This window comes from Chryseobacterium sp. Leaf180 (assembly GCF_001424585.1).
Classification (GTDB): Bacteria; Bacteroidota; Bacteroidia; order Flavobacteriales; family Weeksellaceae; genus Chryseobacterium.
Window position 1 is genome coordinate 437,818 of record NZ_LMPJ01000001.1, and the last position, 22,281, is coordinate 460,098.

At 38.9% G+C, this 22,281-nt stretch carries 20 protein-coding genes; 11 read left to right on the forward strand and 9 right to left on the reverse strand.

Annotated elements, in window-relative coordinates; translation table 11 throughout:
• The 5 genes from ASG01_RS01970 to ASG01_RS01990 form a co-directional block, all read right to left on the reverse strand.
• Positions 1 to 465, reverse strand: coding sequence for a hypothetical protein (locus ASG01_RS01970; RefSeq protein ID WP_055859152.1), 465 nt, complete (start codon positions 463 to 465; stop codon positions 1 to 3).
• A gap of 61 nt (positions 466 to 526) precedes the next feature.
• The gene (locus ASG01_RS01975) at positions 527 to 1,042 is read right to left on the reverse strand and encodes a GNAT family N-acetyltransferase (protein ID WP_055862053.1); all 516 of its coding nucleotides are present in this window, start codon (positions 1,040 to 1,042) and stop codon (positions 527 to 529) included.
• A 139-nt stretch (positions 1,043 to 1,181) separates the two neighbouring features.
• Positions 1,182 to 1,412: a DUF2007 domain-containing protein gene (locus ASG01_RS01980; RefSeq protein WP_055859155.1), complete on the reverse strand. Its 231-nt coding sequence runs from the start codon at positions 1,410 to 1,412 to the stop codon at positions 1,182 to 1,184.
• 62 nt (positions 1,413 to 1,474) lie between these two features.
• Positions 1,475 to 2,800 (reverse strand): L-lysine 6-transaminase, encoded by a 1,326-nt coding sequence (gene lat, locus ASG01_RS01985; protein ID WP_055862056.1) that lies wholly within the window; start codon positions 2,798 to 2,800, stop codon positions 1,475 to 1,477.
• A gap of 78 nt (positions 2,801 to 2,878) precedes the next feature.
• On the reverse strand, positions 2,879 to 4,429 hold the full coding sequence (locus ASG01_RS01990; RefSeq protein ID WP_055859158.1) for an aldehyde dehydrogenase family protein: 1,551 nt from the start codon (positions 4,427 to 4,429) through the stop codon (positions 2,879 to 2,881).
• A gap of 133 nt (positions 4,430 to 4,562) precedes the next feature.
• Between ASG01_RS01990 and ASG01_RS01995 the strand changes: the two genes are divergently transcribed.
• Entirely contained in the window at positions 4,563 to 4,760 is a 198-nt protein-coding gene (locus ASG01_RS01995; RefSeq protein ID WP_055859161.1) for a hypothetical protein, read from the forward strand.
• A gap of 86 nt (positions 4,761 to 4,846) precedes the next feature.
• Here the strand turns inward: ASG01_RS01995 and ccsA are convergent, their stop codons facing one another.
• Complete coding sequence (gene ccsA, locus ASG01_RS02000) at positions 4,847 to 8,191, reverse strand: cytochrome c biogenesis protein CcsA (RefSeq protein ID WP_055859164.1); 3,345 nt, start codon at positions 8,189 to 8,191, stop codon at positions 4,847 to 4,849.
• Positions 8,192 to 8,436: 245 nt separating this feature from the next.
• On the opposite strand from ccsA, the gene ASG01_RS02005 reads away from it, so the two are divergent.
• Positions 8,437 to 10,929 carry an FtsK/SpoIIIE family DNA translocase gene (locus tag ASG01_RS02005; RefSeq protein ID WP_055859167.1) on the forward strand — a complete coding sequence of 831 codons (2,493 nt, stop codon included), beginning with the start codon at positions 8,437 to 8,439 and terminating at the stop codon, positions 10,927 to 10,929.
• Positions 10,930 to 11,069: 140 nt separating this feature from the next.
• Positions 11,070 to 11,717 (forward strand): LolA family protein, encoded by a 648-nt coding sequence (locus ASG01_RS02010; protein ID WP_055862059.1) that lies wholly within the window; start codon positions 11,070 to 11,072, stop codon positions 11,715 to 11,717.
• A gap of 170 nt (positions 11,718 to 11,887) precedes the next feature.
• Here ASG01_RS02010 and ASG01_RS02015 read toward each other — a convergent pair whose 3' ends face one another.
• Positions 11,888 to 14,434, reverse strand: coding sequence for a M4 family metallopeptidase (locus ASG01_RS02015; RefSeq protein ID WP_055859169.1), 2,547 nt, complete (start codon positions 14,432 to 14,434; stop codon positions 11,888 to 11,890).
• 192 nt (positions 14,435 to 14,626) lie between these two features.
• On the opposite strand from ASG01_RS02015, the gene ASG01_RS02020 reads away from it, so the two are divergent.
• The 3 genes from ASG01_RS02020 to ASG01_RS02030 all read left to right on the forward strand — a co-directional run bounded on the left by ASG01_RS02020 (position 14,627) and on the right by ASG01_RS02030 (position 17,666).
• Positions 14,627 to 16,081 carry an LptF/LptG family permease gene (locus tag ASG01_RS02020; RefSeq protein WP_055859173.1) on the forward strand — a complete coding sequence of 485 codons (1,455 nt, stop codon included), beginning with the start codon at positions 14,627 to 14,629 and terminating at the stop codon, positions 16,079 to 16,081.
• 84 nt (positions 16,082 to 16,165) lie between these two features.
• Positions 16,166 to 16,960 carry a hypothetical protein gene (locus ASG01_RS02025; RefSeq protein ID WP_055859176.1) on the forward strand — a complete coding sequence of 265 codons (795 nt, stop codon included), beginning with the start codon at positions 16,166 to 16,168 and terminating at the stop codon, positions 16,958 to 16,960.
• Between the two features lie 73 nt (positions 16,961 to 17,033).
• Positions 17,034 to 17,666: a hypothetical protein gene (locus ASG01_RS02030; RefSeq protein ID WP_055859178.1), complete on the forward strand. Its 633-nt coding sequence runs from the start codon at positions 17,034 to 17,036 to the stop codon at positions 17,664 to 17,666.
• Between the two features lie 58 nt (positions 17,667 to 17,724).
• On the opposite strand, the gene frr is transcribed toward ASG01_RS02030, so the two are convergent.
• Positions 17,725 to 18,279 carry a ribosome recycling factor gene (frr, locus tag ASG01_RS02035; protein ID WP_055859181.1) on the reverse strand — a complete coding sequence of 185 codons (555 nt, stop codon included), beginning with the start codon at positions 18,277 to 18,279 and terminating at the stop codon, positions 17,725 to 17,727.
• An 80-nt stretch (positions 18,280 to 18,359) separates the two neighbouring features.
• Positions 18,360 to 19,067 carry a UMP kinase gene (gene pyrH / locus ASG01_RS02040; RefSeq protein ID WP_055862062.1) on the reverse strand — a complete coding sequence of 236 codons (708 nt, stop codon included), beginning with the start codon at positions 19,065 to 19,067 and terminating at the stop codon, positions 18,360 to 18,362.
• A gap of 168 nt (positions 19,068 to 19,235) precedes the next feature.
• Here pyrH and porQ point away from each other — a divergent pair, with 168 nt between their 5' ends.
• The 5 genes from porQ to ASG01_RS02065 all read left to right on the forward strand — a co-directional run bounded on the left by porQ (position 19,236) and on the right by ASG01_RS02065 (position 22,271).
• Complete coding sequence (gene porQ / locus ASG01_RS02045) at positions 19,236 to 20,228, forward strand: type IX secretion system protein PorQ (RefSeq protein ID WP_055859184.1); 993 nt, start codon at positions 19,236 to 19,238, stop codon at positions 20,226 to 20,228.
• Positions 20,229 to 20,274: 46 nt separating this feature from the next.
• The gene (cmk, locus tag ASG01_RS02050) at positions 20,275 to 20,946 is read left to right on the forward strand and encodes a (d)CMP kinase (protein WP_055859187.1); all 672 of its coding nucleotides are present in this window, start codon (positions 20,275 to 20,277) and stop codon (positions 20,944 to 20,946) included.
• Positions 20,947 to 21,036: 90 nt separating this feature from the next.
• The gene (locus ASG01_RS02055; RefSeq protein ID WP_055859190.1) at positions 21,037 to 21,387 is read left to right on the forward strand and encodes a YtxH domain-containing protein; all 351 of its coding nucleotides are present in this window, start codon (positions 21,037 to 21,039) and stop codon (positions 21,385 to 21,387) included.
• Between the two features lie 74 nt (positions 21,388 to 21,461).
• Positions 21,462 to 21,770: a hypothetical protein gene (locus ASG01_RS02060; RefSeq protein WP_055859194.1), complete on the forward strand. Its 309-nt coding sequence runs from the start codon at positions 21,462 to 21,464 to the stop codon at positions 21,768 to 21,770.
• 3 nt (positions 21,771 to 21,773) lie between these two features.
• Positions 21,774 to 22,271: a hypothetical protein gene (locus ASG01_RS02065; RefSeq protein ID WP_055859197.1), complete on the forward strand. Its 498-nt coding sequence runs from the start codon at positions 21,774 to 21,776 to the stop codon at positions 22,269 to 22,271.
• The last annotated feature ends 10 nt before the right edge of the window (positions 22,272 to 22,281 follow it).

The following is a 22,281-nucleotide window of genomic DNA, read 5'->3' on the forward strand; positions in this document are numbered from 1 at the left end:
TTATAGTTTGTTAATTAATTCCTGAATATTGATTATGCTTTTTTTCAAAAGCGATTGATAGACATCGGTCTTTCCGTCATGTTCATCATCTTTTTTCTGAATTCTGTTTCTGAAATCTTTAAGATCATCCATAATTTTCAGCTCGGTGTGCATCCGCTGCATGATTTTATCAAACCTGATTTTCTTATAGTTTTCATTAGCGTAAAAATATCTTTTGCGCTCATCAATACGGTTGATATCAATAACCAACTGCGCTTTTTGAAGTAAAGCCAAATTTGTAGAAACCGAACTTTTACTAGCACAGAAAACCTGCACAAATTCGTCGAAGGCAATACCTTTCCGCTCAAAATCGAAAATCAGATACGAGTAAATTTTTGATGCAAGTGGCGGCAATGCAAAAAGCTCTCCGTAAAACTTCGCCGTTTCGCAGAACAGTTTTTCATCAACCTCTAAGTTTCCCTGCATAAAATAATTTTCAGCAAAAGTATAAAATTAGTTCGGAACAAAACAAACAAACATTCTTAAATTATTTTAAAACTTTCTCGTATGCCTTTCTCATTCCGCCAGCAAGCATCACTTCACCGCAATAACGATAGCCTTTTTTCACGATAATGCTGATCATTGCAGGATTGTCAAAATTTGTATCAACCTTAATGCTGGGCACATTTTGAGATTTCACATAATTTTCGATCTGATCAAAAAGAATTTTCACCAAACCTTTCCCGGCAAACTTTTCTGAAACTGCCACTCTGTGAATGACAAAAAAATCTCCGTCTGTAAGCCATTTTCCATCGATGTCAGCGTAAGCCGGTTCATCATTAAAAATTAAAGCGGTGTAAGCTGCAATTTCGCCATCTGAAGTCAGTACGAATCCGTGATTTGAAGTGATATCTTCAGTTATCGTACCTTCATTCGGATAACCCGATTGCCACTGTTCGCTGCCTTCCTGTTTTCTCCTGTCGATGGCCTGCTGAATAATTTTCCAGATCGCAGCATGATCTTCATTTCTTGCCAGCCGAAACTGTAATTCGTTTGTTTTCATAAAAATAATCGCTGCCTTTCTCTCAGTAATTTTAAAAATTTCCAAGCAAATCGTCAGCCAAAAAAGTTTTTAACAAAAAAACCGAAAATTAAGTTCATTAATTTTCGGTTGATAAATAGTAAAATAAAATTTGTATGTGCTAATCTTTATTTGCCTGCTGCAGATAAGAATCGATAATATCAAAAGCTTTTTTCTCGTCCTGAAGATCTACCATTAATTTCAGTGAAGTTGCCGTCGGCGTTGTCGTAAATGTAAGATAGTTATTTTCTACCTCACTTACTACTTCTCCTTCATCAAGTTTGGATTTTATAAGTTGAATCTCCGACTGATTATCACTTTCAAATACTGACACACGCGTTTGTCTTTCCATAATGTTTCATTTTGAGTAATTAAATGTACAAAACTTTTTACAGAAATGCAAACCGATTTATTTTAAATCTTGTTAATATTCGCTTCTATTCGGTCTAAGGCCATCTGAATTTCTTCTTCAGTCACCGTAAGATGCGGACGGAAACGGATCGATTTTTCACCGCAAACCAGCAATATCAAACCGTCACTGTAAACAGCATTTCTCAAATGCTCACGCTGCTCACCAGACGGGACATCAATAGCACACATCAAACCTTTGCCTCGTGCATTAGAAAGTTTCTCAGGATATTTGGCTTCTAATTCCTGCAGACCCTTCAAAAGATATTTTCCAACTTTCTCGGCATTTGCAAGCAGATTTTCTTTTTCAATCACTTCCATGATGAGTTTAAAACGCATCATATCGGTGAAATTTCCGCCAAAAGTTGAATTGATTCTGGAACTTTCTTTGAAAACGTTGTCTTCGATCTCATCGAATTTTTCACGGTTGGCCAAAACTCCGCAAACCTGCGTTTTCTTTCCGAAAGAAATAATGTCCGGAACAATTGGCAAATGTTCGTATGCCCACATTTTTCCGGTAATTCCGATTCCTGTTTGCACTTCGTCAAAAATCAAAAGTACTTCATGTTCATCACAGATTTTTCGCAGCTGCACAAAAAATTCGTCCCGGAAATGGTTGTCGCCACCTTCCGCCTGAATTGGCTCTATGATGATGCAGGCAACTTTATTTGGGTTGGCAATAATGGCTTCTGTAATATTTAAAAGTGCCAAACTTTCGTTATTTTCCGTTTCACGAAGATTTTCTGCAGTGATCGGGAATGTAAGTTTAGGATTAATAATTCTCGGCCAGTCAAAAAGCGGGAAATACTGATACTTTCTAGGATCTGTTGTATTGGTTAAGCTTAATGTGTAACCACTTCTCCCGTGAAAAGCCTGTTTAAAGTGAATACAGATTCCTGCTTCCAGATTTACGCCTTTCTCGAAATTTTTTCTCGTTTTCCAATCGAAACAGGCTTTCATGGCGTTTTCAACTGCCAGCGCGCCGCCTTCGATGAAAAATGCGTACTGCAATTCTTTCGGCATGACAACACGCTCAAAAGTTTCCATAAACTCAGCATATTCTTTAGAATAAACATCAGCAAGCGTCGGTTTATTCACCGCCATTTTTCCGAGCCAGTCAGAGTTTTCCACCAGATGCGGATGATTGTATCCGATCGAAGCTGAACCAAACATCGAAAACATATCCAGGAAATTTTTCCCGGAAACCGAATCGTGAATCCACGAGCCATGTGAGTTTTCGATATCCATCACGAAATCAAAACCGTCTGCCAGAACGTGTTTCCCGATCGTATCCTTTACTTTATTTATCTTTGAATCTAACGTATTTTCCATTTTTTTTATTTTGTGATGGAGCATCTTAAAAATTCAGGAATAAAATTATTTTCCTAAATTATAAGAACACCAAGTTTTTTAAAGATCGAATTTAATTCCCTGAGCCAAAGGCAGACTTGCCGTGTAATTGATCGTGTTGGTCTGTCTTCTCATGTAATATTTCCAGACATCAGAACCAGATTCTCTTCCGCCGCCAGTTTCTTTTTCACCACCAAAAGCACCGCCGATTTCCGCACCGGATGTTCCGATATTTACATTTGCGATACCGCAATCTGAGCCGCTGTGAGAAAGGAAAAGCTCAGCTTCACGCAGATTCTGTGTCATAATTGCAGACGATAAACCTTGCGGGACATCATTCTGAATTTCGATTGCTTCTTCTAAAGTTTTGTATTTAATCAAATAAAGAATGGGTGCAAAAGTTTCGTGCTGTACGATTTTAAATGAATTTTCAACCTCGGCAATGCATGGTTTTACATAGCAGCCTGATTCGTAATTATCGCCTTCCAAAACGCCGCCTTCTACGACAAATTTTCCGCCTTCTTTTTTACATTCTTCAATTGATTTTTTATACTGATTAACAGCATCAACATCGATAAGCGGACCGACGTGATTATTTTCGTCAAGAGGATTTCCGATTTTCAGCTGTCCGTACGCTTTTACCAAACGGTTTTTCACTTCGTCATACACATCTTCATGAATAATCAGTCGGCGAGTCGAAGTACAGCGTTGACCGGCCGTGCCTACCGCGCCAAAAACAGCACCGATGATCGACATATCAAGATCAGCATCTTTCGATATAATAATGGCATTGTTACCACCCAATTCTAAGATAGATTTACCGAAACGCTCCGCAACTTTAGAGGAAACCATGCGTCCCACGCGTGTAGAACCTGTAAATGAAATTAAAGAAACCCTTTTATCTTCTACAAGTTTCTGTCCGATGACATGATCTGCAACCAAGATACTGGAAATACCTTCCGGAAGATCGTTTTCGCGCAATACTTCCATCATAATATTCTGACATGCGATGGCGCAGAAAGGCGTTTTCTCTGAAGGTTTCCAAATCGTAACATTCCCACAAATGAAGGCAAGTGCAGAATTCCATGCCCAAACAGCAACAGGGAAATTGAAAGCGGTGATAACTCCGACAATTCCCAGTGGATGATACTGCTCGTACATTCTGTGTCCTGGCCGCTCAGAATGCATGGTAAACCCATGAAGCTGACGCGAAAGTCCCACAGCAAAATCGCAGATGTCAATCATTTCCTGTACTTCGCCAAGACCTTCCTGCAAAGATTTTCCCATTTCGTACGAAACAAGTTTACCGAGATCATCTTTATATACTCTAAGTTTCATCCCAAGCTGTCTCACAATTTCGCCTCTTTTCGGCGCCGGTATGCTTCTGAATTCCAAGAATGCTTTCTGAGCAGTTTCGATTACCTGATCATAATCCTGCGCTGCAGACGTCTGTACTTTCCCGATAAGACGACCGTCAGACGGCGAGTAACTTTCGATTGTATCTCCCGAGGCAAAAAATTTTCCGCCAGTAGAAGTTCCTTTGTTTTCGGCTTTTATTCCAAGATTTTCTAAGGATTTCTCGATACCGAAATCCTTCATTTGTTTTGACATATATTGATACTTTTCGATTTCTCTAAAGGTAAAAATATTTATTAGACTGATGAAATTTTAGCGATTTAATATTATTTTTATCTGGAATGAATCTAAACATTCTTATATTTGTGTTGCATCCGAAAGTAAAATAATGATGGAGAAGACGCCGCAACCGGAAGAAAATTCTGAGGTGAAAAAATCGAGATGGAAACAGCTTCTGAAGAAATTTGGGATCGGCGGAATTATATTTTTTACTGTCAAAGGTATCATTACCACTACCCTTATTTATTTTTTGGGTAAAAATTTCTGGAACGTGATCAGCAATTATTTCAGCAATCTTTTCAATTAAAATTTAATTTAGATTCAACTTAGATTTAAGACAAAAAAAATCCGCATCATTTTATTGATGCGGATTTTCTTTTATGTGAATTTGAATTAAATCTTTTTTAATGTTCTGAATTTTAAATAAGAAACAATTGCAAGCAAAAGCATCACAGACAAACCGATATATACCCAAGCCGGAACCGGAACCGGATCTCCCGCCGCGTAAGAGTGAAGTCCGCTAAGGTAGTAATTTACCCCGAAATATGTCATTACCATCGAGCAAAAAGCGAACATTGAAGCCACGTGAAATGCCCATCTGTTGCGCAAACCGGGAACGAGTCTCATGTGCAAAACAAACGCGTAAACCATCACCGAGATAAATGCCCATGTTTCTTTCGGATCCCAGCTCCAGTATCTTCCCCAGGATTCATTCGCCCAGATTCCGCCGAGGAAAGTTCCTACGGTAAGTGCGTAAAGTCCGATTGTGGTTGACATTTCTGAGATTATTGCCAACTCTTTTAATGTAGAATCGTTGTGAATTTTAAAACTGGTTTTATCAGTAATAATGTAAAATACAAGCGAAATCACTGCGATGATCATTGACAGCGCGAAGAAACCGTAACTCGATGTGATAATCGCTACGTGAACGATCAACCAGTACGATTTCAAAACCGGAACGAGCGGCGTAATCTGCGGATCTAAAGAAGATGCACCGTGCGCAAATCCCATGATAACCACAGCCACCATAAATCCTGCTGCAGGAATTAATGCGTTGGAATGATTTTTATTTCCAGAAAATCTTAGTGTTGCTGCTAAAGCTTGATTAGCTAATTGTAACTTGCTCGTATTTCCAAATCCAAAGTAGAACATCAGACCTGCAGAAATTCCCACCCACGAAATAAATATCGTCGCTTCGTAACCGTTGCTCCAGGGTGCATGACCGGAAATATACCATCTCCCAACCAGACCTAAAAAGTGGAAAATGTATCCAACCGCGCCGATGTAAATGATGGCTTTTATAACTTTATTTAAAATTCTGTTCGGTTTAAATAATTCAACAAAACCTAAAATCAAAAGTAAACCTCCAACAAGTGTGTAGAAAATGAGAAGTTTAAAATTAAGATCAGCTTTGTTCATAAAAACTTCCAGATCAACTTTATTCTCAGAAGGTACAACGGCTTTTCCCCATTTCTGCTGGTAATCTGAAAGCTTTTTCAGTTCGGCATCTGCTTTCGACCAGTTTCCGCTTTGCTGCGCCTGTATCACTTCTGCGAAATATGGTCCCATCACTTTCTGAGATTCCATATCCGGTTCCATTTTTTGATCAAGCCAAGAATTCCAGGTGTGATTTGGGTCATTTTTCACAGGAACAATTCTCATAAACTGTCCGCTGAAAAATTCATTGAAAATCTGAACTCTCTCGTTCAGTTTAATGACCTGCTTATCATACTCTGTCTGCTCCGCCGGTTTTTTCCGGAAAGCAGTATTGTATTCTTCATCTAAAATATAGGTCAGATTTCCGTTCGCATCTGCCGGGAAAAGACTCATCAAAGTTGTATAACCTTCTTCATTAGCGCCTGCTTTTTGAGCAAGTTTTTTTCCGCCTTCTGCACCCACTTTGATAAGCGGAACCATTGTCCAGCTCGGTGTATCGGTATTAATAGACAAAAACCACTGCTCAGCCGTAAGATATTTGCCGTCGCTACCTTTAAATTTATCTCTCTTGTATAATTTTCTAAGAACTTCCAGTGCCTGCGTGTTGATCGGAACAATTCGGCCTTCATAGTTCTGCACCAAGAGATATCCAAACTTATCGGCATGTTCTTTACTGATTTTATTCTGCGCAATAATTTCATCGGGAGAAATAATTCTCATCTTCGAAAGCGGTGCTGCAAGACTGTTTTGCTGCGGTCTGCCTTGTGGCTGTGCAGTTGCAGGCATCGGTTCGTGGCTGTGATCATCACCTTCTTTGTGCACATGTTCTGCGCTGCCGTCGGTGTTACCGTGCATTTCGATTTTCTGTGCGCCAAGATTTAAACTGAATAAAAACACCAAAACCATCATCGATCTTTTCAGATTGATTTCTTTCAGCATTTTATTGAGTTTCCAGAAGTGCGTGCCCTTCCAGAAGAAAATGATAAACATTCCTAAAAACAAAAATGTATAACCGATGTACGAGATCGAAGTTCCCCAGAAATCGTGATTTACAGAAAGAACTGTTCCCATTCTGTCTGGGTCGAAACTTGCCTGATAAAACCTGTATCCGTCGTAGTTTAAGACATTATTCATATAAATTTTATGCGGAATCTGCTTGCCGCCGTCGATCACTTTCACATGACTTTCGTACGCACTCGGCGATGAACTTCCAGGATAAGTTTCCATCACGAAATCATCGAGTTTTAATGCAAATGGCGTATTGTAAATCTTTGGACCGAAGCCGACCATGATGTTTAAACCATCCATCGTTACCTGCTTGTACGCATTCGGATTTCCTTTTTCCACAGAAAGTTCGACCACCTGTTTCGTTTTTGGTCCGTCGATTTCAATCGTCATCGCATCCGGAACATTTTTATCTTTCTGCCGGTCGCCTTCAAAAGCAGTAAGTTTTCCTTTCCGCAAACCTTCCGGAACAACCAGTTTAAGCTCATTAATGCTGTATAAACTACGCAAAACCAAAGGTTGGAAAATATCTTTTGCAGTCGTTCCTGTCGCCTGCGTTGCCATAGTCATATAATTGGCATCAACTGGAGTTTTAATGAAAATTTTTCCGTTTTCATTTTTAAATTCTACCGCGCCGTCTATTGCTCTGTTGAAAGTTACCAAAGTTCCGTTGATTGATTTTGTTTCCCCGGATTTAATGAAAATATTCTGTCTTCCTGTATCGCCCGTGGAAACTAAATGAAGATATTCAGCGCCGTTTGCATCAGCCACCAGACTGTCTTTTTTGCGCTGAACGTAGTCTAAAGTTTTTACTGTAATCGGTTTATCGTGAAAATCATATTTAGCCGAAAAATTTTTGTGAAGCGGCGACATAATATACGGCACGTCCTGATAATTCAAAACATCACCGTTTTCTTCAATCTGAATTTTAAAGAAATGTTTATCCGTAACAATCTCTCTCGAGCTCTCACCTTCGCGGATGTGCATCGTGCCTTCAAAACTGATGTAACGCGTAATCGCTCCGCCAAGAAAAATCAAAATAAATGAAAGGTGAAAAACCAAAACCGGCCATTTTTCTTTTTTCCAAAGTCTGTATCTGCCGATGTTTCCGATGAAATTAATGATCAATAAAACCATGATCATCTCAAACCACCAGGCCTCGTAGATCAGTGCTTTTGCAGTCGGCGTTCCGTAGTCGTTCTCCAAAAATGTGGCATACGCCATCGAAAACGCATAAGAGAGCAGCAACACGGCCATCGTACGCGTAGAAATGAGAATATCCTGAATCCTTTTCATATATTTTTACTATGCTTGCAAAAATAAGGATCAAAAAACGAATGCCCGATAAAAAAAGATGTTTTTTGTCATCTTGCAATAGGAGTTTAATATTTTGAATCATTCTTAATTAAAATTTTTCTTTGATCATAATCTCATTGAAAATCAATTTTTTTGCTCAAAAACGAGGTATTCTTAACTTCCTATTTTCGCAAAATATAAGAGCACAAGAATAAAAAAAAACTAAATTTGCGCACATCGTTATTATGGAAAAGAAAACTACCAAGGCTAAAGCCGAGCAGCCGGAAAAAAGTAAAATACTTTCAAAACCCCGCATATTTTTCGGGCTACTTTTTATTGTGCTGTCGGGCGTTCTCGCGCTGTCGTTTATCTCTTTTCTCATGAACTGGAAAGCCGATCAAAGCCAGGCCGGAACAATGCTCGACAAGCAGATAAAATCTTCAAACGTCTTCGGAAAACTGGGCGACTGGCTCGGGAATATTTTTATTTTTGAAAGCATTGGCGTGGCGTCTTTTATCGTCGCGTTTCTCTTCGTGGTTTTCGGAACGATGATTCTTAAAAAGCGAATTTTCAAGCCCTGGAAAACTTTCGGTCACTCATTATTTTTCATTTGCTGGCTTCCGGTTTTATTTGGTGCAGTAACGAAAGGTCAGGGAACGGGCGGCGTCTTAAGCGGCGTTTACGGTTATCAAATTATGGATTCTTTAAACTCTATCATCGGCGACGTCGGCCTTTGGGTGGTTTTGGTGGTAAGCATTGCTTTGTATTTTATTCTTGAATTTAATTTGAGACCAAGTTCTGTTAAAGCAAGATTTAACGAAATCAATGAAAATACGGTTGGGCGGGTTCGCGCGATGATGCCAAGTTCGGATGGGAAATTTGAAGCCGATGAAGAGCTTGAAGAAGAAATTTTATCAGACGAAATTTTATATGAAGAAAGGAAAACCTACTTTCCTTTAAAGCCAAACAAAACTGCAGAAATTAAAGAAGATCCCGCGGCAGGAAAAATCGTGACGCCGAACCAGACTTCTTTCAACGAAAATAAAATCACGGTGGAAGATGTTTCTCAGCCACTTTCTCTGCCGCTAAAACCTGTGATGCCTGCGGTTGCGCCTGCAATGGCTTTTGAGTCACCTGCTGCAGTTGAAGATATCAGTTTTAAAGTGGAAATTGCTGCTGAAGAAATTTTAGACGATTCTGACAGACAAAGTAAAGAACTTGTTGAAAAACACGGTTTGTACGATCATAAACTTGATCTGGCGAAATTTCAGATGCCGACCATTGATCTTTTGAAAGATTATGGGAACGAAGAAATATCGATTAACAAAGAAGAATTAGAGGAAAATAAAAATAAAATTGTCGGACTTCTCAAAAATTTTAATGTAGGAATTTCTGAGATTAAAGCCACGATCGGGCCGACAGTAACTTTATATGAAATCGTTCCGGAAGCAGGAATACGGGTTTCTTCCATTAAAAAACTTCAGGATGATATCGCCTTAAATCTTTCAGCACTTGGCATCAGAATTATAGCACCAATGCCGGGAAAAGGTACCATAGGAATTGAAGTTCCACGAAAAAATCCAACAATGGTTTCGATGAGATCGGTGATTGCTTCGCAGAAATTCCAGAATACAGATATGGATTTGCCGGTGGTTTTCGGGAAAACGATTTCCAACGAAGTTTTCATGGCCGACCTTTCAAAAATGCCGCATTTGCTAATGGCCGGTGCGACCGGACAGGGAAAATCCGTCGGCATTAACGCGATTCTCACTTCCCTACTCTACAAAAAACATCCGAGCGAACTTAAATTTGTGATGGTCGACCCGAAAAAGGTGGAACTTTCTCTTTATTCAAAAATCGAAAGACATTATCTGGCTAAACTTCCGGATTCTGAAGAGGCGATTATTACCGATACCAATAAAGTTATCAACACGCTGAATTCGCTTTGCATCGAGATGGATCAGCGTTATGATTTGCTTAAAAATGCTTTCTGTAAAAATTTAAAGGAATACAACAAAAAATTCAGCGAGCGAAAACTGAATCCAGATAACGGTCACCGTTTTTTACCTTACATCGTGCTTGTGGTTGACGAATTTGCCGATCTCATCATGACCGCCGGTAAAGAAGTTGAACTTCCGATCGCAAGATTAGCACAGTTGGCACGTGCGGTAGGAATTCATTTAATTGTGGCGACGCAAAGACCTTCCGTAAATGTAATTACAGGGATGATCAAAGCGAATTTCCCTGCAAGAGCAGCATTCAGGGTGATTTCAAGTGTAGATTCGCGAACGATTTTAGATTCTACAGGCGCTGATCAGCTGATCGGGAAAGGTGATATGCTTTATTTTAACGGAAATGAAATTCTTCGCCTTCAGTGCGCGTTTGTTGATACACCAGAAGTCGAAAGACTGGCAGAATTTATAGGCGAGCAGAAAGGTTACGCTTCTGCTTTTATGCTTCCGGAATATGTTTCTGACGAGGGAATAAGTACCGTTGGAAGTTTCAATGCCAACGAAAAAGATGCACTGTTTGAAGATGCAGCGAGAATTGTGGTTTCTACCCAGCAAGGCTCAACTTCAATGTTGCAGCGACAGCTTAAACTGGGTTACAACCGTGCCGGAAGAATCATGGATCAGCTGGAAGCGAGCGGAATTGTTGGCGGATTTAATGGCGCAAAAGCCCGTGAAGTTTTAATAAGCGATCTGCATTCTCTGGAGCAGTTTCTGGAAGATTTGTAGATTTAAAACAAGCAGAAACCCTTTATTTAAGACAAATTTGGCTTTTCTTGGAATGGTTTTTGAAATTTGCTTTCGCGAAGATTATTAAAAGGATTTTAACCATCTATAGATTTTTAAGTCTAAAAAGAAGAATTTTAAACATGAAAAATACATTCACAAAAATCGCTTTGTCGGCAATAGTTCTCGGAGCAGTTAATTTTGCTGATGCACAGAAAATCGATGCCAAAGCAAAAAAGATTCTGGATGACATTACCGCAAACTATAAATCAAAAAACAATACCTATTTTAAATTTGCTTTCGCAAGCGGTGCCAACGGAAATATCAGTAAAACAGAACCCGGAATTTACTACGCTGCAGGCGATAAGTACAAACTGAAAATCATGGGGACGGAACAGATTTTCGACGGAAATAAAATATACAACATTAATGCTGAAGAATCTGAAGTAACGGTTGCCAAGCCAAACTCAGGAAGCCAGATGTTTTCACCAATTAATTATCTGACTTCGTACCGCAAAGATTACAACGTTTCATATGCCGGAAAAAAGACTATTGATGGTGTGAATGCAGATTTCATCAAATTGACTCCGGTGAAATCAAACGGAATAAAATACGTATACATTTTCGTTGATTCTACTAAAAAGCAAATGCTGAAACTGGAGCAGCATGGAACTAATAAAGATCTTTCGATTATCGATATCAAAGAATATAAAGAAAATCAGCAGCTCGATCCTGGGATGTTTGTTTTCGATAAAAGTAAATTCAAAAACTATCTGGTAACAGAATTGTAATGTTTTATTACTTTTAAAGTTAAAAAGAAATCCGGCTCATCTGTGAGTCGGATTTCTTTTTTTATTGAAGCGATTTTAAGTTTTAATAAATAGCTTTCGTCGATTCATGAAAAAGCCCGCCTGCTTTTTGAAAAAGGTGGCGGGCTTTTGGGTGAAAGCAGGCGTGCTTTTTATTTTTTGATAATTTTGAAACTCTGCGTTTTATCTTTTGAGTTCACTTTCAGTATGTAATTGCCTTTCACGAGCTGTGTAAGATCGATTTTATTGCTTCCTGAACGGCCTAAAGTAATGCTGGAAACCAGCTGGCCGGTAACATTATAGACTTCAGCATTTTTAAGATCGATATTTTTACCGTTGCTGATGGTTACAATTCCTGAGGTTGGATTTGGATAAACTGAAAGTCCTGTCATTTTTTCCGTTTCCTGAGTACCGAGAACGTTGCTGCAGTTGTACACATAGATTTCGTCGATGTACCAGCCATCTAATCCGCCACAACCATCGGTTCCCATTTCAAATCTGAATTTGATATTTGAACTTGGCGTTACTCCGAGCGCAGTAAGATTAATGATACTTTGTCCCCAAGAACCTTCGAGTCCGCCCTCATCAGCGCCGGAAAATGCTTCCTGACCTTTAATTGGGTTATCATTCCCTGTAATAGCCAGTGTAAGATTATAAGGATTTGCAGTGAAAGCTGTACTTGGAACGATCGTCCAAGCGCCACCGTTTAAGCTGTATTTAATATTTCCACCATCATAATCTTCTTCTGTCGCTACCAAATGATTGAATGCCATCTCATAACCGCCAGCAGAATAAGCCGGGAAAGTAATCAATGGGCTCTCAAGTCTTATAATACCATTCTGGAAGTTTGAAGAACAGTTTCCTAAAGAAGGATCAGTTCCGAAAATCGCTTTTCCAGTTCTGCCTTTTGGTAAAGTTGTATCGATTACCCAGTTTCTTGCCGTCCATGTTGCCGTTGCGCCAACATTTGAAACCGTCCAGTTTCCTAAACCGTTTTCCCAGTTTTCCTGTAACAAAGGTGCGGCTGTTGCTACATTACAAAGTGCAGGAGTCGCAGCCAAAAGTGGTGTAAAACCACACTGATTATTAGGGGAAGATCTTAATTTCACAGCAAGCAGGGCGTTCTGAAGATTCTGAAGTTCACCTGCTGAAAAACTTTGTCCTGAAAGTCCCGCTGGCGTCGTTGTCGTTGATAATCCCTGAAGGTTTGTTCCCACTAAATCTGCAAAAGACGCTTCAAGAGCATTTGCAAAAGTTTCGTAGCCGCTTGTTGCTGTGAGATACACGTTTTGCGCTCTCCACCAAAGGTGTGCTGCTTTTACAAAACCAATAGGTGTTATTGTATATCCGCCGTACGTTCCGCCGTCTACCAAAAGAGAATATAATCTGTTACCAACTCCTGAGTTGATATGCACACCACCGCTGTCTGTAGAAGCGCAATGATAATTTGCATCCAGCATGTTTGCAGGATCTCCGTTACAGTTAGGGTTCCACATATCACGGATTGGCGCACCAAAAGCTGTTGCGTCCTCGCCTATTTTCCATCTTTGAGTTCCGGTACAGGCTGTAGTTGTACGCACAGCAAGATTTTCTCCTGTATCCTGATAATTGTTTAAAAGGTCAATCGTTTCACCCCAAACATCTGAATACGATTCGTTCAACGCTCCCGACTGGTACTGATACAAAAGTTTGCTCGTGTACGATGTATAGGCGTGTCCCCATTCATGAGCGACAACATCATCCGCTGCAGTTCCGTTGCAATAGTTGGCAGTTGTACCATTCCAGTTTGCGTTCGGGCAGTTGATATTTGGGTTGTTATTAATGGTAATCATCGCATGATCAGCATTGTCATACGATATGTAATTGAAAGCATTTTTAAAGAAATTATAAACATGCTCAGAAGTTACCACTTCATTTTGCTGCCATATCGTTAATATTCCGGGGAATGCGTTTCCTTCAGACCATTTCAGATTGGTTGCGTTTGTATTTGTTTCGTAAAGCTTTCTGTCGATAATATTATGAATTCCGGTAAACTGCTCAACAAGTTTTCCGGTGTGTGCATCAATAAAGACAAATTCTCTGACGTCGTTTTTATTCGTTACTTCAACTTCGTATGCAAGAAAAGTTTCAATTTCTTTATCCTGAGCCAATCCTTTAGGAAAAATGAAAAGCGTCGGCTCATTGTTTTCTAACGGAAGCGTTTTGTTGAAAGCTAAATTCTGTTCCTTTACGATTTGTTTGGCTAGATCTGCTGCCTTGCTTTTAGAAATCTCGGCAATCCCGGAATCTGCAATATCAGGAATAATGTTTCCGTTAACTGAGTTTAAATCGCCATTGCTGTTAAAATGAAATTTCAAAACACCGTCGTACACCGCAATGTCTTTGTGTTTCTGAGCAAAAACCACATTTTTCAATCCGTAATTGTCGGTAAATTCCTGTAGAAAGATCAAATCCTGAGGTGAGGAAAGTTTAAAGATTTTGTAGTTATCTGCTATAAACTTTTCCGCCTTTGCTTTGCTGTCTGCAGCATTAAGATGAAGCGGTTTCGAAGTAAATCTGATAAAATTGGGTACTGAAGTGTTTTGGTTAAGAGAAATTTCAGCGCCGAAATTTCTCTTAAGTTCCTGCAGAGTGCTTTCCTGCTGTGCGAATGTCATTAGCGAAACAGCAGTGAAAAGTGTGCAAACTATTTTTTTCATTAAAGGAAACGGTATTATATTTTAAGATTAGCAAATATATCATTAAATGAATAATTTGCAACAATAATATTGGTAAGATTAAAAATTTTTTAAAAACTGGGGCTAATTATGCTGAAATTCAAATTTTTAAACAGTAATCAATACAAAATAATTTCTTGAACATCATCATTCGTTTTTTTATAAATTTGCCTCATGTTTAAAATCTTAGACCGCTACATCATAAAGACCTTTTTTGGGCCTTTTCTATTTATATTCAGCGTGCTGTTTTTTATCTTTATTGTGAATATTGTCTGGATTCAGCTCGGGCAGTTTTTAGGTAAAGGTCTTACCACATTTCAGATTTTAAAACTTCTGTTTTATCTTGGTGTAAATGTTATAAGCATGGTTTTGCCGCTGACGATCTTGCTTGCGAGCATCATGTCTTTTGGCGAATTTGGCGAGCGGTACGAGCTTGCCGCTATGAAAGCTGCCGGAATTTCACTCACGCGGGTAATGATGCCGCTTTTGGGAATCACGGCTTTACTGTCAATTTTGCTTTTTTTCTTTTCAAATAATATTATCCCCGATTTTCAGAAGAAAGCGAAAAATATGCTTTTCAATATTGCGCAGACAAAGCCTGCGCTCAATTTTACACCAGGACAGTTCATTGATCAGATTCCTGGTTATATGGTGAAATTTGATAAAATCACAGGAGAAAATGACGAAAATATCGAAGGTGTCTTTATTCACAAAAAAGCAAGCACATTTGAGAACCAACAGTCAATTGTTGCTGAAAAAGGAAAATTTGTACAGGCAGCAAATCCAAATTATCTGCGTTTGGTTTTATACAACGGCTATGTTTTCGAAGATGCGATTGCCGGAAGAAGCGATAATGTGCGCGTAAAGCAACCTGATCAGGCTGTGAAATTTGATTCTCTTGTTTCGCATTTTGATGTCAGCGAAATTATTGATAAAGCTATTGAAAAAGAACAGATCACAGACGATTACCGTTTTCAGACGTATGGTGAGTTAAATACGACGATCAGCGAAACGCAGAAAAATAATACGAAAACCGTTGAAACCCTTAGCGCAGATCTCATTAACCAAACGAGCACCAGCATCGTATATCTCGACAAAGGCAAGAAAAAAACGGTTGCAAAGAATCAGTTTAAATTTGATACGGTAAAAACTGACAAAAAACTCGAGATTCTCTACAACGCGTATAACAAAATCGAGAATCTGAAAACGAGTCTTGACACTAAGAAAAACGAACTCGACCCGAGTGTAAAATATTTCAGCAAAATTATCATTTATCAGCAGAGAATTCTCACCTATTCGTTTACATGTATTATATTCTTTATGATTGGTGCGAGTCTCGGATCGATCATCAGAAAAGGCGGAATGGGCGTTCCGGTAATTGTCGCGATCGTTATTTTCATCGTATTTTACATCATAAATGTCGGATTTGAAAACGTTGCGTGGGCAGGAAATATGAATCCGTATCTGGCTGCTTGGTTTCCGAATATTATCTTATTTCCGTTTGGCGTTTTGATGACGTACAAGGCGCTCACCGATTCTCAGCTTTTTGATTCTGAAAAATACAAAGCTTTCCTGAAGCCTGTTACCAAACTTTTTGTAAAAGACAAAGAGCACAAACGGTATCAGTAAATTGTGAAAATATTAGTTTAAAATAGTTTCAGATAAATCATTAATTTGGCTTTCTATAATTTAAAACTTTAAACAAAATATTTTATGAAAAAACTTCTACTCGCCGGGATTTTCTGTCTTGCAGTGAACACTGTTTACGCACAGGATGACACCAATGATTATGCGCTGAGAACTGAAGAAAAATTTGGCTATATCGTAGATAAATCCGGGAAGAAAACGGAAGGAATTGTCCGTTTGGTCGGCAGCGACAGAGATCCGTGGCAAAATCAGAAAAAAGTGAAATTTGTTGCTTCTACAGATATCGACAAATCGAAGAAAAAACAGAAATTCAAAACGTACGACAGCGACGATCTTACAGAATATGTAGCGTATGATGAGAGCAACCGCGCAAGACGTTTTCAGGTTGTAAAATATACCAACGCGAAAGAAGGTTTCAACACGGCGACCGGCGGTTTAAGCGGAAACATCAAAGCTTTTAATAATCTTACAAAAAGCAACCAGTTTGCGGAAGTGGTGACCGACGGAAAAATTAAAGTATATAAACTTTACGGTTATCCGACGACATTTGCAGCCGGACAAAGTCAGATTGATGAAGCCGATGCAGAGACCGACAGAATGCGAAAAAACCCTTCTTACATCTACACCAAAAAAGGCAGTAAGCTGAAAGAACTGAACATAAATGAAACGAAAATCATCACGGCAGACTGCCCGGTTGTAAAAACAAAAATCACCAAAGGCTCTTATGTCACGCTGAAAACCGACACGAAACAAAGAAGTGGTCTGGGATCTTTCATAAAAAAGCAGGTCGACAATGTGATGTCTGATATGCCCGGGATTGTAGATGAGGTGATCGTGGACTACAACGAGAGCTGCAAATAAATTTATAAATGTAAAGTCGCTGTTGAGCGGCTTTTTTTGTATAATTATTGCTGAAGAAATTTTAAACTTAATTATGAAAAATATTTTCACCGCTGTTTTAATGCTATTACTTTTTTCCTGTAAGCAGTCAAATGAGAAAAAAGTAACACAGAAAAGTGATTTTGAAACAAACGCTGACTGCACAACTCCGGAAAAGAAAAATGATCTGAAAACGGTTGAAGGAATTCGGGCAGAATATGCGGTTATTCAAAATGAACTGAAACTGAAAAAACTCGATTCTGCTGCAGTAAAATTTGAATGTGAGGAACGTTCAGGGACCGCCATTTATTATTCAGAGAAAGGCGTTTTAAAACTTTTAAAATTTGACAGTGGCGACAGTCATTTTACTTCTGTGGAAGAATATTACGTTGCAGAAGGCAAACCGTTTTTTATTTTCGTGACAGAAACTGGTTGGAGTTTTGACGGTGGTACTTCAGAAAAGCCGGAAACCAAAGACGATATTACTGAGAAAAGATTTTATCTGAATAACAATTCTACGTTTGAATGTTTCGAAAAAAAATACACTATTTTTTCAGCTAAAAAAGACAACCCAAAAAGTGAAAATGTCCCAAATAAAAAACTTTCAAAATGCGACGTTTCAGAATATCTGAAAAACTTTGAGAAGCTTAAAAGTCAAAATAAAAAACAGACGATCGGATGTTTTTGAAACAAAAAAAGTGATCAGACAATTTGTTTGATCACTTTTTTTATATTTTTCTGATAGATTAAACTTTCATGATTTCTGCCTCCTTCGTTTTCAAATGCTCGTCGCAGTTTTTCACGTATTTATCGGTAAGCTCCTGAATTTCAGCTTCTGCACCTTTTATAGCATCTTCAGAAACACCTTCGAGTTTCTTTAATTCTTTAATACCTTCCTGTCTTGCATTTCGCACAACGATTTTGGTTTGCTCAGTTTCAGATTTTGCCTGTTTTGCCAAATCTCTTCTGCGTTCTTCCGTTAATGGCGGAACATTCAGAATGATGTTTTCACCATTATTAGAGGGTGCAAAACCAAGATTTGAATTGATGATGGCTTTTTCTATAGCTCCGATCGCTGTTCTGTCCCAAGGCTGAATCGCGATGGTCATCGCATCTGGAACCGAAACATTCGCTACCTGATTAATTGGCGTAGGCGCACCGTAATATTCTACCATCACGTCCTGAACCATCGTTGTAGACGCACGGCCCGCTCTGATTTTCTGGAAAGCGTGTTCCAAATGTTTAATTGCGGCCTGCATATCATGCTGTACAGATTCTATAATAAGATCTAATTCTTCCATTATATATTGAAAATTTGATAGGTTGCACATCCTTTCTGTAAGATTTGGTCTAAATAAAGCCGTCTTACAATTTTTAAATATTATATATTAACTAAAGTTCCAACATCTTCTCCCTCCACAATTTTCACGAGATTTCCGTCTTTATTCATATCAAAAACGATGATAGGAAGTCTGTTTTCGTGGCTCAAAGTAAACGCGGTCATATCCATCACTTTCAGGTTTTTAGCATACACTTCGTCGAAAGAAAGTGAGTTGTATTTCACTGCGTCTGCATTTTTCTCAGGATCGCTGTCGTAAATTCCGTCTACACGAGTTCCTTTAAGAATGACATCAGCATCAATTTCAATTGCTCTCAAAGTCGCTGCCGTATCCGTTGTAAAATAAGGATTTCCTGTTCCGGCCCCAAAGATTACCACTCTGCCTTTTTCAAGATGGCGTACAGCTTTTCTTTTAATAAAAGGTTCAGCCACTTTATCCATCTCAATTGCAGACTGAAGTCTCGTCAAAACACCAACATCTTCCAAAGCGCCCTGCAAAGCCATCCCGTTGATGACGGTTGCGAGCATTCCCATATAGTCGCCCTGTACGCGGTCCATACCTTTTGCAGCGCCAGCTACGCCGCGAAATATGTTTCCTCCTCCTATAACAATAGCAACTTCGCAGCCCATATCAATTACGTTTTTGATCTCGAGTGCGTATTCTGTAAGACGGTCTGTATCAATTCCGTATTGTCTGTTGCCCATCAGCGCCTCACCGCTCAGTTTTAGTAGGATTCTTTTATATTTCATTTCCGGTAGTAGATTGTTTAAAAAAGCCCAGATTTCCTCAGAAAAATGGTTGTGCAAATATAAACATTATAGAGGTTGAAAAAAGAAAATATTTTACCTCTAAAATAATCCTGTAAAAATTTTGATACGTACGAAAAAGAATTATTTTTGCATTAATTAATAACCATTTTGAAGAAAGCTTTAATTATTTCGCTGTTTCTTTCAGGATTTTTTTCTTTTGCCCAAACCGGCACCAGTGTTTATCCTTTTCTCAATATTCCGGTTTCTGCCAGACAGGCGGCGCTGGGTGGCGATGCGATGAGCATCAGAGACAGTGATGTGGCTTTTGCAATTGCCAATCCTTCCCTTCTTAATAAAGATTCTGACGGTCAGCTTTCTCTGAATGCCGCAATGTATCTTGCAGACTCTAAATACGGTACAGTTGCTTACGCCAAAGATTTGGATAACGGCCACATGGTAACCATCAACGGTCGTTACATGAATTACGGAAATATCCCAAGAACTGATGACAGTGGTTTCGAAATGGGAGAGTTTACTGCCTCCGATGTTTCTGTGGGTGCAGGTTATGCCTATCAGTTTGAAGAAAACTGGACGATTGGTGGGGGAATTAATTTCATTACTTCAAAAATCGACACCTATTCTTCGTCAGCGATCAGCGGAACAGCCGGAGTCACCTACCATCACAAGAAAAACAAAGAAGCACTTTCTGTAGTTTTCAGAAATTTCGGATATCAGTTTAAATCCTTTAACGGAACGCGGGAAAATCTTCCCTTTAGAATTGATTTGGGTTACACCCGAATTCTGAAAAACTTCCCTTTGGCAGTAACAGTTACGGCACACGACCTTCAACAGCCAAATATTTCTTCAGATCTAAATGTAAACGGTCAGGAAGTAAATATCGGAAGAAAAATTGCTGATCATTTCTCGATCGGAGCCGAACTTTTTCCTGAGCGCAGCTTTAATGTGCGTTTCGGATATAATGTGAGACGAGGAAGTGAACTTGCGGTGATCGACCAGCGAAACTTTTCCGGACTTTCTGCCGGTTTCGGAATTAAACTTTCAAGATTTAAACTCGATTATGCACACGTTCGCTATCACAATTCGGCAAACGTAAACCAGATCGGAGTTTCGGTAGATCTTACCAGCCGACGGGGCGAATAATTTATTTGAGCTTTTATTTTAAACAAAAATTCGTGACATTTGCAGCATGAATAAACCTGTCATTGCCATCGACGGATTTTCTTCCACAGGAAAAAGTTCCATCTCAAAAATCATTGCCAAGCGTCTGGGCATCGTACATCTTGATACCGGAGCACTCTACCGCGGCATTACATGGTTTGCGATTCAAAACTGTATAGATGATGATCAGAAGATCAATCTGGAAGAATTATTTGCTTCATTTAAATTGATTAATCTGGAGTTTAGAAACGACGAAGGCGAGCTGGTTTTATATCTGAATCACATCAATGTATCCAAAGAAATCCGAACGAAAGAAGTTGCTGACCATGTAAGCTTTATCGCCAAACAGAAAGAAGTGCGGGATTTTCTTCTAGAAACCCAGCAAAGTTTAGCCTTAAAAGGCGGAATCATCATGGACGGGCGCGACATTGGGACCGTGGTTTTACCAAATGCAGATTATAAATTTTTCCTGACGGCAAGTATTGACGAACGGAGCAGACGCCGCTATATGGAAATGATCTGCCTTGGCATGACAACAGATCTTGAAACCGTGAAGGAAAATCTGATAACACGCGACAAAATCGACAGCGAACGTGAAATTGCCCCTTTAAAGAAAGCCGACAACGCGATTGAGATCGATAACACATCTCTTAATAAAAATGAGACGATAGAAAAGATTCTTTCATTCATTAAAAAGTGAGACAAATTCGGCATTTATGTGCTTTTTGGTATGTTAATTGTAACCTTAAAAACAAATTATTTTAAACATTAACTATTAAAAAAACGAGAAATGTCTAGAAAAGAAAACAATACAGCAGGTGTTTTGGCAGGTTTGCTAGCCGGTGCAGCAGCAGGTGTTATACTTGGTATGCTTTACGCTCCGGAAGAAGGTAAAGAGACCAGAAAAAAAATTAAAGACAAAGCAAACGATCTGAAAGATCAGGCTAAAGACAAGTATTCTGAAGTTTCAGAAAAAGTAAAAGGTCAGTATGACAATATTTCGTCTACCTTCAGAGATACTGCAGGAAATGTAGCTAACACAGTAAAAGACGGATACGATAAATACAAAGATCAAATCGTGTCTAAAACCAGCGACATCGCAGAAGATGTGGAAAAAGGTCTTAACGATCTAAAACCATAATCAAATTTAATATAAATTGAAAAGGAACTTTGAGCCATTAAAGTTCCTTTTTTTGTAACTTTTAAAATCTCGACATGATAGAAACTTTAAAAGAATATGCTTCCAAAAGGCTGGATTTGGTAAAGATTCTCGCCACGGAAAAAGCTTCGTTATCAGCAGGAATTATCACTTATCTTGTGCTGATGCTTGTTGCATTTACATTTTTTATTATACTTTTCAATATTGGTGTCGCTTATTTTATAGGAAAACTTCTTGGAGCGACGGCTTACGGCTTCTTTATTGTTGCTGGTTTTTATCTTTTAATCATGATCATTTTAATCATCATGAAAAAAAGTATTATAAATATGATTGCTGATAAAGTTGTGAAATTTATAAACCACTAGATTATGGGAAGAAAATATGACAGCCTTGAAGAATTGCGGAGAAAGAAAAACCTGTTGCGCACCGAGATCAGTGATTTAGAAGGTCTTTTGACGTTTAAAAATACTAAAGAAAGTCTAAGCGCATTTACAAACGGACTTACCGATCAGTATCTGAAGGACGTGAAAGAACCCGATGGAGAAGAGAAAACCGTGATCAGAAAAGATGTAATTGCAAAACAGTTTACCTCGCAGCTGAAAGGGATGTTTTTGAATAAAGACGCTGCGATGGGAATTGCAAATTCTGCTTTTAACGGAAATGCGATCGACGGCATCGTAAAATTAGCAGTGACAGGAATTGTTGCCAGCTATGCCAAGAAGAACTTTAAAAGTTCAAACTGGAAGAAAAAAGTCTTGGGTGCGGTAATAATTTACTTAGTTCCGAGCGCGCTGAAATTTCTTAGAAAACGGCTGGAAAATTACCAAAGGTCAAAAAGCCTTTCGAGTATGGAGCAGCTTATATAAATTCTATCAG

Coding starts and splice junctions, on each gene's coding strand:
- ASG01_RS01970 (WP_055859152.1), bottom strand. CDS start 465: ATGCAGGGAAACTTAGAGGTTGATGAAAAACTGTTCTGCGAAACGGCG.
- ASG01_RS01975 (WP_055862053.1), bottom strand. CDS start 1,042: ATGAAAACAAACGAATTACAGTTTCGGCTGGCAAGAAATGAAGATCAT.
- ASG01_RS01980 (WP_055859155.1), bottom strand. CDS start 1,412: ATGGAAAGACAAACGCGTGTGTCAGTATTTGAAAGTGATAATCAGTCG.
- lat (WP_055862056.1), bottom strand. CDS start 2,800: ATGGAAAATACGTTAGATTCAAAGATAAATAAAGTAAAGGATACGATC.
- ASG01_RS01990 (WP_055859158.1), bottom strand. CDS start 4,429: ATGTCAAAACAAATGAAGGATTTCGGTATCGAGAAATCCTTAGAAAAT.
- ASG01_RS01995 (WP_055859161.1), top strand. CDS start 4,563: ATGATGGAGAAGACGCCGCAACCGGAAGAAAATTCTGAGGTGAAAAAA.
- ccsA (WP_055859164.1), bottom strand. CDS start 8,191: ATGAAAAGGATTCAGGATATTCTCATTTCTACGCGTACGATGGCCGTG.
- ASG01_RS02005 (WP_055859167.1), top strand. CDS start 8,437: ATGGAAAAGAAAACTACCAAGGCTAAAGCCGAGCAGCCGGAAAAAAGT.
- ASG01_RS02010 (WP_055862059.1), top strand. CDS start 11,070: ATGAAAAATACATTCACAAAAATCGCTTTGTCGGCAATAGTTCTCGGA.
- ASG01_RS02015 (WP_055859169.1), bottom strand. CDS start 14,434: ATGAAAAAAATAGTTTGCACACTTTTCACTGCTGTTTCGCTAATGACA.
- ASG01_RS02020 (WP_055859173.1), top strand. CDS start 14,627: ATGTTTAAAATCTTAGACCGCTACATCATAAAGACCTTTTTTGGGCCT.
- ASG01_RS02025 (WP_055859176.1), top strand. CDS start 16,166: ATGAAAAAACTTCTACTCGCCGGGATTTTCTGTCTTGCAGTGAACACT.
- ASG01_RS02030 (WP_055859178.1), top strand. CDS start 17,034: ATGAAAAATATTTTCACCGCTGTTTTAATGCTATTACTTTTTTCCTGT.
- frr (WP_055859181.1), bottom strand. CDS start 18,279: ATGGAAGAATTAGATCTTATTATAGAATCTGTACAGCATGATATGCAG.
- pyrH (WP_055862062.1), bottom strand. CDS start 19,067: ATGAAATATAAAAGAATCCTACTAAAACTGAGCGGTGAGGCGCTGATG.
- cmk (WP_055859187.1), top strand. CDS start 20,275: ATGAATAAACCTGTCATTGCCATCGACGGATTTTCTTCCACAGGAAAA.
- ASG01_RS02055 (WP_055859190.1), top strand. CDS start 21,037: ATGTCTAGAAAAGAAAACAATACAGCAGGTGTTTTGGCAGGTTTGCTA.
- ASG01_RS02060 (WP_055859194.1), top strand. CDS start 21,462: ATGATAGAAACTTTAAAAGAATATGCTTCCAAAAGGCTGGATTTGGTA.
- ASG01_RS02065 (WP_055859197.1), top strand. CDS start 21,774: ATGGGAAGAAAATATGACAGCCTTGAAGAATTGCGGAGAAAGAAAAAC.